The 15,931-nt window shown below is 65.4% G+C and carries 14 protein-coding genes; 12 read left to right on the forward strand and 2 right to left on the reverse strand.

What is annotated here, in order from left to right; genetic code table 11:
• Positions 1-12 precede the first annotated feature (12 nt).
• The 6 genes from KJP29_RS09475 to KJP29_RS09500 all read left to right on the forward strand — a co-directional run bounded on the left by KJP29_RS09475 (position 13) and on the right by KJP29_RS09500 (position 8,362).
• Complete coding sequence (locus tag KJP29_RS09475) at positions 13-909, forward strand: transglutaminase family protein (protein ID WP_218463329.1); 897 nt, start codon at positions 13-15, stop codon at positions 907-909.
• 207 nt (positions 910-1,116) lie between these two features.
• Positions 1,117-1,788: a response regulator transcription factor gene (locus tag KJP29_RS09480; RefSeq protein ID WP_218464901.1), complete on the forward strand. Its 672-nt coding sequence runs from the start codon at positions 1,117-1,119 to the stop codon at positions 1,786-1,788.
• A gap of 89 nt (positions 1,789-1,877) precedes the next feature.
• Positions 1,878-3,068 carry an FIST N-terminal domain-containing protein gene (locus KJP29_RS09485; RefSeq protein WP_218463330.1) on the forward strand — a complete coding sequence of 397 codons (1,191 nt, stop codon included), beginning with the start codon at positions 1,878-1,880 and terminating at the stop codon, positions 3,066-3,068.
• Positions 3,065-5,311, forward strand: a complete 2,247-nt coding sequence (locus KJP29_RS09490; RefSeq protein ID WP_255553524.1) for a PAS-domain containing protein — start codon at positions 3,065-3,067, stop codon at positions 5,309-5,311. The genes KJP29_RS09485 and KJP29_RS09490 overlap by 4 nt, the downstream gene beginning before the upstream one ends.
• A gap of 112 nt (positions 5,312-5,423) precedes the next feature.
• Positions 5,424-7,499: a 4Fe-4S binding protein gene (locus tag KJP29_RS09495; RefSeq protein ID WP_218463331.1), complete on the forward strand. Its 2,076-nt coding sequence runs from the start codon at positions 5,424-5,426 to the stop codon at positions 7,497-7,499.
• Positions 7,496-8,362, forward strand: a complete 867-nt coding sequence (locus tag KJP29_RS09500; protein ID WP_218463332.1) for an FAD:protein FMN transferase — start codon at positions 7,496-7,498, stop codon at positions 8,360-8,362. The genes KJP29_RS09495 and KJP29_RS09500 overlap by 4 nt, the downstream gene beginning before the upstream one ends.
• Here KJP29_RS09500 and KJP29_RS09505 read toward each other — a convergent pair.
• Together KJP29_RS09505 and pedF are read right to left on the reverse strand one after the other, a co-directional pair.
• Complete coding sequence (locus KJP29_RS09505; protein WP_218463333.1) at positions 8,359-9,252, reverse strand: ABC transporter substrate-binding protein; 894 nt, start codon at positions 9,250-9,252, stop codon at positions 8,359-8,361. The genes KJP29_RS09500 and KJP29_RS09505 overlap by 4 nt on opposite strands.
• Positions 9,253-9,262: 10 nt before the next feature.
• Positions 9,263-9,940 carry a cytochrome c-550 PedF gene (gene pedF / locus KJP29_RS09510; RefSeq protein WP_218463334.1) on the reverse strand — a complete coding sequence of 226 codons (678 nt, stop codon included), beginning with the start codon at positions 9,938-9,940 and terminating at the stop codon, positions 9,263-9,265.
• A gap of 169 nt (positions 9,941-10,109) precedes the next feature.
• Between pedF and KJP29_RS09515 the strand changes: the two genes are divergently transcribed.
• From KJP29_RS09515 to KJP29_RS09540, 6 genes are all read left to right on the forward strand, one after another.
• Positions 10,110-11,288, forward strand: a complete 1,179-nt coding sequence (locus KJP29_RS09515; protein ID WP_218463335.1) for an ABC transporter substrate-binding protein — start codon at positions 10,110-10,112, stop codon at positions 11,286-11,288.
• Position 11,289: 1 nt separating this feature from the next.
• Positions 11,290-12,243, forward strand: a complete 954-nt coding sequence (locus KJP29_RS09520) for a YVTN family beta-propeller repeat protein (RefSeq protein WP_218463336.1) — start codon at positions 11,290-11,292, stop codon at positions 12,241-12,243.
• Positions 12,244-12,284: 41 nt separating this feature from the next.
• Positions 12,285-12,737 carry a hypothetical protein gene (locus KJP29_RS09525; RefSeq protein ID WP_218463337.1) on the forward strand — a complete coding sequence of 151 codons (453 nt, stop codon included), beginning with the start codon at positions 12,285-12,287 and terminating at the stop codon, positions 12,735-12,737.
• 106 nt (positions 12,738-12,843) lie between these two features.
• Entirely contained in the window at positions 12,844-13,428 is a 585-nt protein-coding gene (locus tag KJP29_RS09530; RefSeq protein ID WP_218463338.1) for a tetratricopeptide repeat protein, read from the forward strand.
• 148 nt (positions 13,429-13,576) lie between these two features.
• Entirely contained in the window at positions 13,577-13,966 is a 390-nt protein-coding gene (locus KJP29_RS09535; RefSeq protein ID WP_218463339.1) for a cytochrome c family protein, read from the forward strand.
• Positions 13,967-14,162: 196 nt separating this feature from the next.
• Positions 14,163-15,929 carry a PQQ-dependent methanol/ethanol family dehydrogenase gene (locus KJP29_RS09540; RefSeq protein WP_218463340.1) on the forward strand — a complete coding sequence of 589 codons (1,767 nt, stop codon included), beginning with the start codon at positions 14,163-14,165 and terminating at the stop codon, positions 15,927-15,929.
• Positions 15,930-15,931 lie beyond the last annotated feature (2 nt).

Below are 15,931 nucleotides of genomic sequence, written 5' to 3' on the forward strand. Positions count from 1 at the left end.
ATAAGCCGCACAATGCTTTACGACATCCGCCTTTCCATCGACTACCACTATGACGCCGCCGCCGACAGCGGGCGCCATGTGCTTCGAATGCTGCCGCGCACCATCGAAGGCGTGCAGCGTGTCGTGGCCGCCTCGCTGGACTGTGACCCACTTCCGGTGGAGCGCAGCGACCGTGTCGATTTCTTCGGCAATGCCGTCTCGACGCTCCGCTACGACCGCCCCTTGGAGCGCGAGTCCTTTCTCATGCGGGCGCGGGTCGAGCGGTTGCCGGGGCAGGGGACGGCGGGAGCCCCAACGTCGCTCGGCGCGCTCCCGGCCGAACTCGCCGTGCTTCGCGACATCGGACCCGACAGTCCGCAGCATTATCTCGCACCCTCGCCGCGCGTGGGCTTCGACGCGGGCGTCACAGACTGGGCCATGACGACCACGGCGGGCGCGTCCGACGTGCGCGACGCGGCCTGGCGGGTCTGCAGCGGCCTTCACGCCGAGATGGCATTCGATCCCGAGGTTACCGCCGTCGATACGCCCCTGGCCGAGGCCTTTGCCGCCCGGCACGGGGTCTGTCAGGACTTCACCCATATCATGATCGGCGCCCTGCGCGTGCTGGGCATCCCGGCGGGCTATGTCTCGGGCTTTCTGCGGACAAATCCGCCAGAGGGACAGGCGCGGCTCGAAGGTGCCGATGCGATGCACGCCTGGGTCCGGGCCTGGTGCGGCCGTGATGCGGGATGGATCGAGTTCGATCCGACAAACGACATGGTGGCCGGCGAGGATCACGTGGTGGTTGCCTTCGGGCGCGACTATTTCGACGTGGCACCGATCAAGGGCAACATGCGCACCTCCGGCGGACAGAAGAGCCGTCAGCGCGTCGACATGATCCCACAGGACGAGGGCGGGCCCGCCACTTAGCCCCAAGTTCGACGTTTCTTTTTCTGCGGTCCTGCGCGAAGGTTAACACACGTCCTGCGGGAAGCTGTCCGGACCTAGACCTTATGCCAATACCCCCTGCGACCCGCGGTGGTTATGGTCGGGTGAAGCAGTCGATGCAGGGCAGGACGAACCATGGGCATGGCACAAGACGCCGCAAGAGGCCTGAAGCGAACCACGACCATACGGATGGAGGGCGCCTTGAATTCCGCATTGATCGTAGATGACCACCCGCTTTTCTGCGACGCGCTGTCCATGACGCTCCGGGCGACCATCGGGATCGCCAACGTGGAAACCCGTGGCACGCTTGAAGAGGGGCTCGCTTATCTCGCCGAAGCGGGACCGACGGATGTGATCCTGCTTGATCTGAACCTGCCGGATGTGAACGGGCTCGACGGGCTGGTGCGGTTGATCAAGGCCTGTCCCGAAACGCCGGTGGTCATCGTGTCCTCCGTGTCCGAACCCCGCGTCGTGCGCTCGGCCATCCGGATCGGGGCGGCAGGCTTCTTGCCCAAGCATTCGCCGCGCGACACCTTTCAGAAAGCCTTCGACCAGATCACACGGGGCGAGGTATATGTCCCCGAGGACGCGCTGAACGATGCCGACCCGAACGCGCCGCTCTCGGCCCGCGAGGATGCGCTCGTCCGGATCAGCCACCTGACCCGCCAGCAGGCGCGCATCCTGCAGTTGATCTGCGAAGGGCAGATGAACAAGCAAATCGCCTATGAGCTGTCGATCGCGGAGACCACCGTCAAGGCCCATGTGACCGCCATCATGCGCAAGCTCGGGGTGCAGAGCCGCACGCAGGCAGTGCTGATCGCGCAGGAGGCGAACTTCAATTCGCTCCTGCCCGACAATTGACGGGCCGACAATCGAAGGGGCAGACAACCGACTTGCCAGACAGCTGACGACCGTTCAGGCTGCGCATCGGGGAAGGAGGAGCCCCAGACATGTCCGGCATCAAACTGACGACGCGCACGCCGCTGGCCCACGCGCCCTTCGTGCGCTCGGCCGAAGCCGAGGCCAACGACCCCGGCGCGATCCGCAAGATCTCCAAGGCGCTGGGTCCGGGGCCGTTTTCGACCGTGCTCCTGTTCTTCTCCTACACGGCAAGCCGGGCCTCGCTTGCCATGCAGCTTCAGAGCGAGTTTCCCAAGGCCCGCATCATGGGCTGTTCCACGGCGGGCGAACTGTCGTCGGCGGGCTATGACGAGGGCAAGATCGTCGCCATGGCCTTTCCCACCGATCACTTCGGGGTGGAGACGCTGCTCGTCCCGAACCTGAAGGCGCTGGCGCCGCAGGACCTGATGGGGGGGCTCATCCGGGCGCGGCAAAACCTCATGCGCCGGCACCCGACCTTCACCCATGAATTCGCGTTCCTGCTGGTCGATGGCCTGTCCACCCGCGAGGATCAACTGACCGCCGCGCTGGCCTCGGGATTGGGGGCGGTGCCGCTCTTCGGGGGCTCGGCGGGCGACGGTGACCGGTTCGAGGAAACCTTCGTCCTCAACGGACACGAGATGATCCAGAACGCCGCCGTTCTCACCTTCTTTCGCACCGATTGCCCGGTGAAGGTGTTTTCCTACGACCACTTCCAGGCGACCGAGACGCGCATGGTCGTGACCCGCGCCGACCCCGAACGCCGGGTGGTGAAGGAAATCAACGCCGAACCCGCCGCGCGTGAATACGCCCGGCTCATCGGGATGGACCCGATGCTGCTCGACGATCACGTCTTTGCGGCGAACCCCGTGGTGGTCCGCGTCGGCGGCAAGCACCATGTCCGCTCGATCAAGTCCTCGGACGAGAACGGAGAGATGACCTTTTTCGCCGCCATCGACGAGGGTGTTGTCCTGACACTGGCCCGGCCGGACGACATGGTCGATCACCTGTCGCGGGCGCTCGATGATCTGGCGGCGTCCGCCAACCCGGCGCTGATCCTCGCCTGCGACTGCGTCTTCCGCCGGCTGGAAGCGGAAATGAGCCAGAAGAAGACTGGCGTCTCCGACCTCCTCTCCCGCCACAACGTGCGCGGGTTCTCGACCTACGGCGAACAGATCGGCGCCATCCATGTGAACCAGACCTTCACCGGCGTCGCGATCTATCCGCCCGGTGCCTCGCTTGCCGCCGGGGTCGAGCGATGAGCGACGGATCCATGCCAGACGACCACCGACCCTTGCGCTCGGAGGCGCTGCTCAACCCGACCGACAGCCCGGAGCGGACGCGGGACAAGCTCCTGACCATCGTCGACGTGCTGATGAAGCAGGTGGAGCAGCGCAACGCCGAACATGGCGCGGCCTATGCCCAGTTCCAGCGCGCCGCACTCCTCGAGGAAGAGGTGCGCCAGCGCACCGTGGACCTCGAGCACACGCTCGACCTGCTGTCGGTGTCGAACGCACGGCTGGCCGAGGCCAACCGCGATCTCGGCACTGCACGCCGCAACCTCGCCAACGCGATCGAAACCATCCAGGAAGGCTTCGCGCTCTTCGACAAGGACGACTACCTCGTCATGTACAACTCGCGCTTCGCGAGCTTCTTTCCCGATATCCGGGCGCAGCTTCGCGAAGGCCTGTCTTTCACCGAATACGTCGAGATGGTCAGCCAGTCGGCCTTTCTCGACCTGACCGACAAGGACAATTCCGAGGCCTGGGCTCGGCGGCGGCGGTCGCGCCACCGCGACCGGCATGTGGTGTTCAACATCCACGTCATGGGCGACCGCTGGATGCAGATTTCCGAGCACCGCACGCCTGACGACGGCACGGTGATCCTGCAAACGGACGTCACCGACATCGTCATGTCCGAACGCGAGGCGCGGGGCCGGATGCTCGACGATCAGGCGCGCATGATCCGCGCGACGCTCGAACATATCACGGTGGGCGTCTGCATCTCCAACCGCGAGAACAAGCTCGCCGGGTTCAACCAGCGTCTCGGCTATCTTCTGGGCCTGTCGATGACCCATCTGCGCATCGGGCGCGATTTCGAGGCGATGTATCAAAGTTTTGCCGAGGACATGACCGAGATTTCGGGTGTCGAAGGCAGCGACATCCGCGCCTGGGTCAAGGGCGAGGCGCCGCGTCTGCCGATCCGTTTCGAAGTCACCCAGAGGGACCGCCGCGTGCTGGTCGTCTCGGCCGAGGATCTGCCCGATGGCGGCTTCGTGATGTCGGTCGCGGACGTCACCGCGGAGCGGCGCACGATGGAGGAAATCACCCGCGCGAACGAGAGCCTCGAGGCGCGGGTGAAACAACGCACGCTGGACCTTGAGGACGCGCTGGGCAAGGCCGAACGAGCCAACGCAGCCCGGTCACGTTTCGTGGCGGCGGCAAGCCACGACCTGCTTCAACCCCTGTCGGCGGCCAAGCTCTTCGTTGCCTCCGCCGAGGATGATGCGGCCAGTGACGGGGCCAAGATCGTGCTTCAGAAGGCCCAGAACGCCCTGGCCAGCGTCGAGAACATCCTCTCGGCGCTGCTCGACATTTCCAAGCTGGAGGCGGGGCATTCCAACCTGTCGATCCTGCCCATCCCGCTGGCCCCGATGATGCGCCAGCTGCGCGACGAATATGCGCCTGCGGCAGCTGCCAAGGGGATCGACCTGCGCGTGCTGCCATCGACGCAGGTGGTTGAAAGCGATCCGACCTACCTTCGGCGCATCCTCCAGAACCTCATGTCCAACGCGATCCGCTATACCGAGACGGGCCGGGTCCTTGTCGGCGCGCGGCGCGAAGCGAACGACCGCACCCGGGTCGAAGTCTGGGACACCGGCCCCGGCATCCCCGAAGGCGAACAACAGCGGATCTTCCAGGAATTCCACAGGCTCGGTGTCTCGGCCTCGGCCAGTGCCGGGATGGGGCTGGGGCTCGCCATCGTGGACCGGGCCTGCGCCCAGCTTGGCCACCCGATCCACCTGAATTCGGTCGTCGGGCGCGGCACCTGTTTCGGGATCGACTTGCCGGTGACACGGGGCTGGGGCGCAGCCACGGCGGGGGTGACGCTCGGGCGCACCGATGTGCCGAGCGGGCCCGAACTCGGGGCGGTCGCGCTCCTGATCGAAAACGACGCCGAGTTGCGCCGGGCAATGACGTTGCTCCTCGAGAAATGGGGCGTGGATGTGATCGACGTCGAGTCCGGGGAAGAGGCGCTCACCCTCATGGCGGACCTCGATATGGTGCCTGACGTGATGCTCGTTGATTATCAGTTGGGCGAGGGGATGGACGGGCTTACCACCATTGCGAAGCTGCGTGACGCCTATGGCCGGGTGCCGGTCCGGCTCGTCACTGCCAACCGCTCGCCCGAGGTCGAGGAAGCCGCGCGAAAGGCCGGGGTCGGCGTGCTCTACAAGCCGATCGCGCCACGCGACCTCGAACGGTTCGTTTCGCGTCCCGACTGACGCCCCTCACCGCTGCGCGAGCTCGCACGTCACGTCGGAAGCGCCAAGGTCGAAGAGGGCGCTGGACTTTGGTCGTATGGGCGGGGCCGGGGCGCGGGAGTAGCGTCGCCCCATGTGGAGGATCATCGTCGGTATCCTGTTTTGCGCGGCGCTGGCCGCCTTGCCCGTCCGCGCGGCCGACTGGCCGCCGGCGGATCGCGCGACCATCGAAGCGCTGATCGTGCCGCCCTATGCGCTGGGCGAGCCGATGGAGGAACCCGGCGTCTATCACCTCCTGAATTCCGGCGGCGCCGAGATTGGCTATGCCTTCGAAACCGGACCACTCGCGCCCTTGCCTGGGTTCTCGGGCAAGCCCATCGACATGCTGGTGCTCCTGCAACTCGACGGAACGATCATCGACGTGCGCTTGATGACCCAGAACGAACCGGTTTTTGTCTCGGGACTGGGCGAGGCGCCGTTCCGCGAGTTTCTCGAACAATACCCGGGGCTTTCGATCACCCAGCCGCTGGTCGTGGGTGTGCCCTACGGTGGTGGCGGGTCCGGGTCCGACCTGACCTATCTGGACGGGGTGACCAAGGCGACGGCCTCGGTCCGCATCGCGCATGAATCCATTCTCGCAGCTGCGCTTCAGGTGGCGCGCGACAAGATGGGCGGCATGGCGGGGGGCACTCCCGCGCGCCCGGACATGACCGTGGAAGAGAGCCTGACGTGGCAGGACCTCGTCGACGAGGGCATCGCGCGCCGGCTGACCGTGACCAATGCCGAGGTCGATGCGGCCTTCGCGGGCACGATCTGGGCCGACGACGATCCGGAGGCGCAGGCGGACCCGGAGGGTCTGTTTCTCGACCTCTGGCTTGTCGACATCGGCGCGCCTTCGGTCCAGAAGGCGGTTTTCGAGCCAGCCACCGTAGAGGAACTCGCCCGCCTCCGCGCCGTCAGCCCGGATGACGAACCCCTCCTTCTGCTGGACGCTGGCCGTCACGGGCTCGTCTCCGAGGATTTCGTGCGCAACACAGCGCCCGACCGGCTGTCGGCGGATCAAGGCGGCTTCCCCGTGGCGCTGCGCGATGCCGACATGTTTCCGGGCTTCCTCCCCGGCGTGCCCGAGCATGAGACCGCGATGATCCTGCGCGCGGACCGGCGGCTGGGCTTCGACCCCATCACTGACTGGACCCTGAAGGTGCAGGCGGTGCGCGAACACGGCATGTTCCAGCCCGAGATCGGCGATACCCACTTCACGCTGGATTACGTCGCGCCCGCGCGGTTCTACGTGGTGCCCGAGGTGGTCAAGCCGCGTCCCGCGTGGCTCGAGGCCATCGTGAACCGCCAGACCGACCTCGCGATCCTGTCGGTGTTCCTCGTCGGTTTGCTCGTCGCCGTGGGACCGGGGATGCACTGGCTCGCCGCGCGCCGCCATTACACCACAATACGGCTGAGTATCCTCGCCGTGGTCGTGGGTTTCATCGGCTACTGGGGGCAGGGGCAGCTGTCCATCGTCACCGTGCTCGCCGTCCTGCGTGCGACGGTGGGCGACGGGTCCTTTGCCGTGCTGCTCTACGATCCCTTCTCGCTTCTCGTCTGGGCGGTCGCGATCCTTGGCTTCGTACTCTGGGGCAGGGGGCTTTTCTGCGGCTGGCTGTGTCCCTTCGGCGCGATGCAGGAATTCGCGCATCATCTGGGGCGGCTCCTGCGCCTGCCGCAGATCGAGGCCGGTCCCCGGCTCGACGCCTGGCTCAAGCGGTTCAAATACCTGGCGCTCGCCCTGTTGATCGCGGTGGCCTTCCTCATTCCAGACCGGGCCGAGAAAGCGGCAGAGATCGAGCCCTTCAAGACCGCGATCACCGTCGGGTTCCAGCGTGAATGGTTCTACGCCGCCTATGCGCTGGGTTGGCTCGTGCTCGGCACAATCTTCTTCAAGGGCTTCTGTCGTTACGTCTGTCCGCTTGGGGCCTTCATGGCGATCGGGGGCCTGCTGCGGGGGCGCAAGTGGATCGAACGCCGCGCGGAATGCGGCGCACCCTGCCAGCTCTGCCGCGTGAAATGCCAATACGGGGCCATCAAGAAGACCGGCGAGATCCAGTATGACGAATGTTTCCAATGTCTCGACTGTGTGACCATCTTCGACGACCCGAAGAAATGCGTGCCGCTGATCGTGGAGACAAGACGTGCCCGGAGGGAGGCCGCATGATCACCCGTCGCCGGCTTCTCGCGCTGTCTGCCGCCGCCCTCGTGCCGGTTCCCGCCAAGGCATCTACCGAGTGGCGGGGGCGGGCCTTCGGGTCCGACGTGTCGCTGTCGCTCACGGGCCAGCGCCAAGAGGTGGACCGGGACCTCGGCAACCTCCTTGCAAGGATGCGCGAGATCGAAGCGACGTTCACGCTCTATGACCCCGCAGGACCCATGGCGTGGCTCAATCGGAAGGGGCAGGGGGCGCTCTCGCCCGATCTGGAACGTATACTTACGACTTGTGCCACGGTCCATTCAGCCACAGACGGTCACTTCGACCCGACGATCCAGAGCCTCTGGGTGGCACTGGCGGAAAACCGAGAACCTGATCAATCGCTCGTGGACTTCTCTCGCGTCGATGTCGGGGGCGGCGCGGTTCGGTTGTCGCCGGGACAGGCGCTGTCTTTCAACGGCGTCGCGCAGGGCTATGCGGCGCAGGAGTTGCGCGGAATGCTGGCGGCGCGCGGCTACAGAACCGCAAGGGTCGACATGGGCGAAACCGCCGCGCTCGGCGGGCCGTTCCGGCTCGGAGTCGAAGATCCGGGCGCCGGGCGGATCGCCGAGATCACGCTGGCCAATGCCTGTGCCGCGACCTCGTCCCCCGCCGCCATGACGATCGGCGGGCGCTCTCACATCCTGCACCCCCAAGGCGGCCAGCCGCTTTGGTCCTCCGTCACCGTGATCGGGCCGGATGCGACCCTGGCCGACGCGGCGTCCACCGCCTTCTGCCTGATGCGGGCACCCGACATGGAAAAGGCCGCGCAATCGCTCGGCCTTTCCAGGGTGCTGTTGGTCGACCGCGAGGGGAACCTCGCGACGCTTTAGCGTTCGGGCGACAGGAACGTCAGCCCATGCGCGGCAAAGATCGCTTCGATCCGCCCGTCAGCAAGCGCCTTCTCGATGGCGTAGTCCACCGCATAGCCAAGGTCGCGGTGCTGGAAGTTCACCGCCACCCCCACCGTCCAGTCCGAACGCACGAGCCCCGGATAGGGCGGCACATGCAGTCCGAGCCCCTCGGTCATCCCGGCTTCAAGGACCGCGCGGGGCCCCATGGCTGCCATGACCTCGCCGCGCACCAGGGTTTCCATCGCGGCCTCGGTGGTCGGGAAGCGCTGCACCCCCGCCACCGGCGCGCCGCGCCCGAGCGACGAGAGGTAGAAGTCCGAGATCGAATCGTTCTCGACCGCGACCGTGTCGTATCGGAAATAGGCCGGCGTCGGCCCGCCGTCCGGGTAATCGGCCAGCGAATAGGCTATGGCCAGCTCTTCGGCGGCATATTGCCCGGTGAAGGCCGCCTGTTCGATCCGGCAGGTCAGGTCGCTGTCATAGGGCACATGCATCATCACGTCGGACACGCGCCCCCCCACGACGGCGCCCTTCCAGACGTAGTTGAGCAGATCCGCGTCAAGGTTCTCGCCCGCCTGCACGAGGCGAAAGCGCGGCTCCACGCCGATGTCCTCGGCGATGATCCGGGCGATCTCGACGTCGATCCCCACGACCTTGCCTTCCTCTTCATAGGACCAGGGCGCGAAATCCTCGTAGAGGGCGAATTCCATCCAGCCTTCGTCCACGATGGTGTCGAACTCGCGCCCGATGTTCTGCGCGAAGGTGTTCTGGGGTTTGGGCTGCGGGACGTGATCCTCGCAACGCGCAAAGGCCGGCCCTGCAATCGCAAGACCGGCCAGAAGGCTCGCAAGAGCGCCTATGCGTGTCATGGCGTCTCCGTCAGTGTGCCGCGGACAGTCCGACGGTCAGGATGTCGCCCGCCGCCTTCCAGCTTGCCGGGTCGTCGTTGATCGTGCGCGCGGCCTCGAAAGCGACCGAATCCGCGACCGGGGCACCGGAGCCGGTCTCGACCTGGTCGGCGATCCCCTGCAATTCCGACGCGAGCGACGCCGGATCCGCGACGGTGCCCGACATGAGCTCGTCCCGGATGGCAGCAAGCCGGTCGGCATGGTCGTCGAGCTCGCCGTCATCGGGCCGCGTTTCGATATAGGTGCGGATGGCCCAGGCGGCCTTCTGGCCCAGAAGCTCGCCGAAAGCGGGCATCTTGGTGGTCCCGTTCTGGGTCATGCCGTGCCGGAACCGTTCCACATACCATTCATCGCCATATTCCGCGGCTTCGAGATAGCGCAGATCGGGGGCAAGTCCCCCCGACACGACGCCCAGTCCATGGCAGCGTGCGCAGTTCTGGTTATAGCCCGACGCCCCGATTTCGACCGCTTTCATCCAGACGTCCTCGCCTGCCGCCTCTGCACGATAAGGGTTCTCGATCAGCCACTCTTCGCCCACCTCGGGAAGCGCATCGGTGTTGACGGGCTGGGGCGTCACGTCACCGTGGCCATAGGCAGCGCCGGCAAGGGCGAGCGTGGCGACAGCGGCGAAAATATTGGTCCTGTTCATGGTGTCCTCCGCAACATTTCGGCCTAGCTAGCCCCGCTTGGTTCGCTCGCGCCATTAGACCTTGGTGCAGTTCGCGCCCTGTCGCCGTCTCATTTCCGTGAGCGTGAGACCAAGGTCTAATGGAACGCTCCGGAAACTCCCGCCTAGCTTCCCTTCAGGAGGAGTTTTCATGAAACAGACCCGGCGCATCATCCATGCGGCGTTCCTTGCCGCCACGGTCCCGCTTGCAGCTTCGGCCGCCGACCTCGTGGTTCCCGTCGCCTATCTTCGGCTCGAAGAACCGCCCCGGGCGGTGCTCTCGAACCTCGATGCCGTGCCCGAGGATCTTGGCCTCGCCGGGGCTGATCTGGGCCGTGCGGACAACGCGACGACCGGCAGCTTCATGGGCCACGACTACCAGCTCACCACCGTGTCGCTGCCCCCGGAGGGCGATGTGGTCGCGGCCGCGCGCGAGCTTGCCGCCGGACACCGCATCATCCTCGCCGATATGCATGCCGAGCGGCTCCTTGCCGTGGCCGACCTGCCGGAACTGGAAGGCGCGCTCATCTTCAACGTCTCGAGCGAAGCACCGCGCCTGCGCAGCGAAGACTGCCGCGCGAATGTGTTCCACACCGCGACCGAGGCATCGATGCGGGCGGATGCGCTCATGCAGGTGCTTCTGGCCAAACGCTGGACGACCCTCGCTCTGATCGAGGGCGAAACCGACGACGACCGCGCACTGGCCGAGACTTACCGCGCCTCGGCCCGTAAGTTCGGCCTCAAGATCGTGTCGGAAGCCGAGTGGAGCGAAGCCGGCGACCTGCGCCGCTTTGCCTCCCGCGAAGTGCCGCTTCTGACGCAGGGCTTCAAGGACCACGATGCCGTTCTCGTCGCCGACGCCGGCGATGATTTCGCCCGCTACATCGAACACAACACCTTCGAACCGCGCCCGGTTGCGGGGGCCACAGGGCTCATGCCGCTTGCCTGGGCGCCGGTCGTGGAACAGTGGGGTGCGGCCCAGCTTCAGAACCGGTTCGAGGCGCTTGCAGGCCGTGATATGGCGCCCCGAGATTATGCCGCCTGGGCGGCGATGCGTGTGGTGGGCGAGGCGGTGACGCGCACGAACAGCGCCGATCCGGGCGCGCTGCGCGACTATATCCTTGCCGACGACTTCGAGCTTGCCGGGTTTCAGGGTCGTCCTCTGTCCTTCCGCCAATGGAACGGCCAGATGCGCCAGCCGATCCCGGTCGTGAATGCCCGGGCGCTGGTCGAGAGCGCGCCGCTTGACGGCTTCGAGCATCAATTCAATCCACTGGACAGCCTCGGGATGGACCGTCCCGAAAGCACCTGCACAGCCTTCGGAGACTGACATGCTGAAACCTGCCCTTCTTGCCGCCCTCGTCGCGACCCCGGCTGCCGCCTCGGAAATCTGGGTGACCAACGAAAAGGACGACACGATCAGCGTGATCGACGTCGAAACGCTCGAGGTCACGCGCACGATCCCTACCGGCGAACGCCCGCGCGGTATCACCTTCAACTCGGATCACAGCCGGGTCTACATCTGCGCCTCCGATTCGAACGCGGTTCAGGTCATGGACCCGGAAACGGGCGAAATCCTGCACGACCTGCCGTCCGGCGCGGACCCTGAGCAATTCGTTCTTTCGCCCGACGACCGCTATCTCTGGATCGCGAACGAAGACGACGCGGTGACCACCGTGGTCGATGTCGAAACCCGCGAGGTCGTGGCCCAGATCAACGTGGGCATCGAGCCCGAAGGTATGGCCGTCTCGCCCGACGGCAAGATCGTGATCACGACCTCCGAAACCACCAACATGGCGCATTGGATCGACACCCAGAGCCATCAGATTTTCGCCAACACGCTGGTCGACAGCCGCCCGCGCCATGCGGAGTTCGTGAACGAGGGCAGCGAGCTTTGGGTGAGTTCCGAGATCGGCGGGACGATCACCGTCTTCACCACTGGCGACCAGAGCGAGAAGGCCAAGATCCGTTTCGAGATCGACGGCATCCATCAGGACCTCGTGCAGCCGGTCGGGTTCGAGTTCACACCCGATCACAAGACCGCCTTCGTGGCCCTGGGGCCCTCGAACCACGTCGCCGTGGTCAACGCGGAGACCTTCGAGGTCGAGGATTACATCCTCGTCGGCCGCCGCGTCTGGCACATGGCTTTTTCCCCCGACCACAGTCAGCTTTTCACCACCAACGGCGTCTCGGGCGACGTGACGGTGATCGACGTGGCTTCCCGCCGGCCGGAAAAGACCGTTCAGGTCGGCCGTTTTCCCTGGGGTGCGGCGACCCGGCCCTGACAGGCCACCCCGCCTGCACCTCTCAACAGAAGGACCTTTCCATGCGTAAATTCCTCATCGCGGCTTCCGCGACCCTCGCCCTCACGACTTTTCCTGCCTTCGCGGACGATGATGACGACGACGCCGGATTCGGTATGGCGGGGCTCCTCTCTGCCACCAACTCCGAGGACCTGCCGCCGATCCTGCTGTCAGCCGGACAGCCCCTTGCCGAGGCGCCGCTCATGCTCAAGTCCGGCACCCATTACGAGATCGAGATCGAGGCAGACGGATCGCAGGAACTCGCGCTCGCGGGCGCGGCGTTCTTTCGGGCCATCTGGATCAACGAGCTGGTTATCGAAGGCATCGAGATTCGCCCTCTCGGCGTCGACAGCTTCGAGTTCGACGAGGCCGGCACGATGGAGATGAGCTTCATCGCGATCAAGCCGGGCAGCTATACGCTCAGCGTGCCGCAGGCACGCGGCGACCTTCAGACGCTCCAGATCACCATCGAATAGAACCGACGCGACCCGGTCCAATGGGGCCGGGTCGTAGAAAAACCGGCACTTTGGTCCAATGGGGCGGGGGCAGGGCGCATGGCAAAATATGTGCGGAGGAAACATCATGACCCGCACCCTTGCCGCGCTTGCGCTCGCCGCCTGCACCTTGCTGTTCGGCGGCATCGTCCTTGCCGAAGACCTCGCCATGGAGATGGGCGAGGAGACCCAAGTGACCGAAGAGGGCACGCTCAACCCCCATGAAATGTCGATGGCACGGGTCATGGAGAACATCCGCGACGGACAATCGGACATGGTGCTTTGCTCGACCGGGTATCTCGTTACCAAGTCCGGGCGACACGGGCTCGCCCGGGAGCTCTTCGAGCGCTGCGCCGAAGACGGCTACACTGGGGCGATGACCTGGATGAGCCAGCTTGACGACCGTGGGCTCGGCGGACCCCAGGACCTCGAAGCCGCGACCGAGTGGAACCGCCGCGCCGCCGAGGCGGGGGACCCTGTGGGCCAGTTCAACCGGGGTCTCGACCTTCTGCGGGGATGGGGCGTGGCGCAGGACGAAGCCGCCGGACGCGCGCTGATCGACGAAGCCGCAAACGCCGGACTCCCGGTCGCGGAGCGCATGCGCAGCGCCGGGTACGACCTGGACGAGGTAACGCCGGACGCCGACGAATGGCGTTATCAGAAGATGTTCTGACGCGTGGCCGGCGACATAGTCTCCATGCGCGACCAAAGTCGTAGGAATTCCGAGACCAAAGTCGCCCCCGGCGCTTGACCCACGTCAAACGCCCGGCGCCGCCGACAGGTCATCCTTGGGACAACACATCAGTTCCAAGGAGATACCCATGTTTCGCAGCTTCATCCTCGCCCTGTCTATCGCAACCGGGGCCCTCGCCTCGCCGGCCCTCGCAGGCGAATACGACACCATCAAGGCCGAGGCCGGTCAGGCGCTTTTTGACAAGGAATGCCACCGCTGCCATTCGGTCGACGCGGACCGGGCGAGTTACGGCCCGCTTCTGACCGGCGTCGTGGGGCGCGAGGCCGGGACGTTCCCCGACTACCCCTATTCCGAGGCGCTTACCCAGGCGCATTTCGTCTGGACGCCCGGCGCACTCAAGGCGTGGATGGAAGACAATGACGCGCTTCTGCCGGGCACCAAGATGCGTCATGTGGGGATCGACGATCCGACCGTGCAGGATTTCATCGTGACCTACCTGGAGACCTTGGGCGGCTAGGCGTTCCCCGCCGTCCCGAGACGCACCCCATTCGGCGCCGTATAGGACCAAAGGACGATGCGTTTTCGGGCGGGTCGTAGCGCCAATACGACCTTCTGCCAATTTGCCGCACCCTCCGGCCGGACGATCATATGCGTGGCTCGACCTGCGGCGGCACCCTGACCGTCGCCCGAAAAGCATCCATGGGAGGATACACATGAACAGGTTCGTCAAAGCCGCCGTCGCGGCGACAATGGCCTTCGCCTTTGCCGCCCCGGCCATTGCGAATGTCACCGAAGAAGACCTCGCCAACGACGCGAACACACCGGAAAACATCCTGACCAACGGCATGGGGCGTGATCTACAGCGCTACTCGCCAATGGACACGCTGAACAAGGAAAACATCCAGAATCTCGTTCCCGCCTGGGCCTTCTCGCTCGGCGGAGAAAAGCAGCGCGGGCAGGAAACACAGCCGCTCGTCCACGACGGGATGATGTATGTCACCGGCTCCTATTCGCGGCTTTACGCGATCGACCTCGAGACCGGGAAGGAAGTCTGGCAGTTCGACGCGCGTCTGCCAGAGGGCATCCTGCCCTGCTGCGATGTGGTCAACCGTGGTGCGGCGATCTATGGCGACAAGATCTATTTCGGCACGCTCGATGCCCGCATCGTGGCGCTGGACCTCAAGACCGGCGACACGGTCTGGAACAAGAAGATCGCCGAATACAAGGAGGGCTACAGCTACACCGCCGCACCGCTCATCGTGGACGGGCTCGTCATCACCGGCAACTCCGGCGGTGAATTCGGGATCGTCGGCGAAGTGCAGGCGCGCGATGCCGAGACCGGCGACATCGTCTGGACCCGCCCGGTGATCGAAGGTCACATGGGCACGCTCAACGGCGAAGAATCGACCATGACCGGCACGCTCAACGCGACCTGGCCGGGAGATATGTGGAAGACCGGCGGCGGCGCGACCTGGCTCGGCGGCTCCTATGACGCGGACACCGACACGCTGGTCTTCGGCACCGGCAACCCGGCGCCCTGGAACTCGCACCTGCGCAACGCGGGCACGCCGACCGACGGCAATGCGGGCGACAACCTCTATGCCGCCTCGCGTCTGGGCATCGATCCGGCGACCGGCGAAATCAAGTGGCACTTCCAGACCACGCCGCGCGAAGGCTGGGACTTCGACGGCGTGAACGAGGTCGTTTCCTTTGTCGATACCGAAGGCAACATGCGCTATGCGACTGCCGACCGGAACGGGTTCTTCTACGTCCTTAACCGCGAAGACGGTGCCTTTGTCAGCGCGACGCCCTTCGTGTCGGACATCACCTGGGCCGAGGGCATCGACGAGACCGGGCGCCCGATCTACAACGAAGCCAACCGTCCGGGCAACCCGCTCGACGCCGACAAGGGCGAGATGGTCTTCGCCGTGCCCTCGTTCCTTGGCGGCAAGAACTGGATGCCGATGGCGTTCAGCCAGAAGACCGGGATGTTCTACGTGCCCTCCAACGAATGGGGCATGGACATCTGGAACGAGCCGATCTCCTACAAGAAGGGCGCGGCTTACCTGGGTGCGGGCTTCACGATCAAGCCGATCTTCGAAGACCACATCGGGTCCCTGAAGGCGATCCAGCCCGAGACTGGCGAAATCAAATGGGAATACAAGAACGATGCGCCGCTCTGGGGCGGGGTCATGACCACGGCCGGGGGCCTCGTGTTCTTCGGCACGCCCGAGGGTGAATTCCTGGCGCTCGACGACGAGACCGGCGAAGTCCTGTGGTCCTTCCAGACCGGGTCGGGCATCGTCGGCCAGCCCGTTACCTACGAGATCGACGGCGAGCAGTATGTCACTGTGGTCTCCGGCTGGGGCGGCGCTGTGCCGCTCTGGGGTGGCGAGGTCGCGAAGAAGGTGAACTACCTCAACCAGGGTGGCACCGTCTGGACCTTCAAACTGCCGCGGCAGTTGGCATCCGCCCAATAATC

This window comes from Maritimibacter sp. DP1N21-5 (genome assembly GCF_019218295.1).
In the GTDB taxonomy this organism is placed as follows: domain Bacteria; phylum Pseudomonadota; class Alphaproteobacteria; order Rhodobacterales; family Rhodobacteraceae; genus Maritimibacter.

Coding starts and splice junctions, on each gene's coding strand:
- KJP29_RS09475 (WP_218463329.1), top strand. CDS start 13: ATGCTTTACGACATCCGCCTTTCCATCGACTACCACTATGACGCCGCC.
- KJP29_RS09480 (WP_218464901.1), top strand. CDS start 1,117: ATGGAGGGCGCCTTGAATTCCGCATTGATCGTAGATGACCACCCGCTT.
- KJP29_RS09485 (WP_218463330.1), top strand. CDS start 1,878: ATGTCCGGCATCAAACTGACGACGCGCACGCCGCTGGCCCACGCGCCC.
- KJP29_RS09490 (WP_255553524.1), top strand. CDS start 3,065: ATGAGCGACGGATCCATGCCAGACGACCACCGACCCTTGCGCTCGGAG.
- KJP29_RS09495 (WP_218463331.1), top strand. CDS start 5,424: ATGTGGAGGATCATCGTCGGTATCCTGTTTTGCGCGGCGCTGGCCGCC.
- KJP29_RS09500 (WP_218463332.1), top strand. CDS start 7,496: ATGATCACCCGTCGCCGGCTTCTCGCGCTGTCTGCCGCCGCCCTCGTG.
- KJP29_RS09505 (WP_218463333.1), bottom strand. CDS start 9,252: ATGACACGCATAGGCGCTCTTGCGAGCCTTCTGGCCGGTCTTGCGATT.
- pedF (WP_218463334.1), bottom strand. CDS start 9,940: ATGAACAGGACCAATATTTTCGCCGCTGTCGCCACGCTCGCCCTTGCC.
- KJP29_RS09515 (WP_218463335.1), top strand. CDS start 10,110: ATGAAACAGACCCGGCGCATCATCCATGCGGCGTTCCTTGCCGCCACG.
- KJP29_RS09520 (WP_218463336.1), top strand. CDS start 11,290: ATGCTGAAACCTGCCCTTCTTGCCGCCCTCGTCGCGACCCCGGCTGCC.
- KJP29_RS09525 (WP_218463337.1), top strand. CDS start 12,285: ATGCGTAAATTCCTCATCGCGGCTTCCGCGACCCTCGCCCTCACGACT.
- KJP29_RS09530 (WP_218463338.1), top strand. CDS start 12,844: ATGACCCGCACCCTTGCCGCGCTTGCGCTCGCCGCCTGCACCTTGCTG.
- KJP29_RS09535 (WP_218463339.1), top strand. CDS start 13,577: ATGTTTCGCAGCTTCATCCTCGCCCTGTCTATCGCAACCGGGGCCCTC.
- KJP29_RS09540 (WP_218463340.1), top strand. CDS start 14,163: ATGAACAGGTTCGTCAAAGCCGCCGTCGCGGCGACAATGGCCTTCGCC.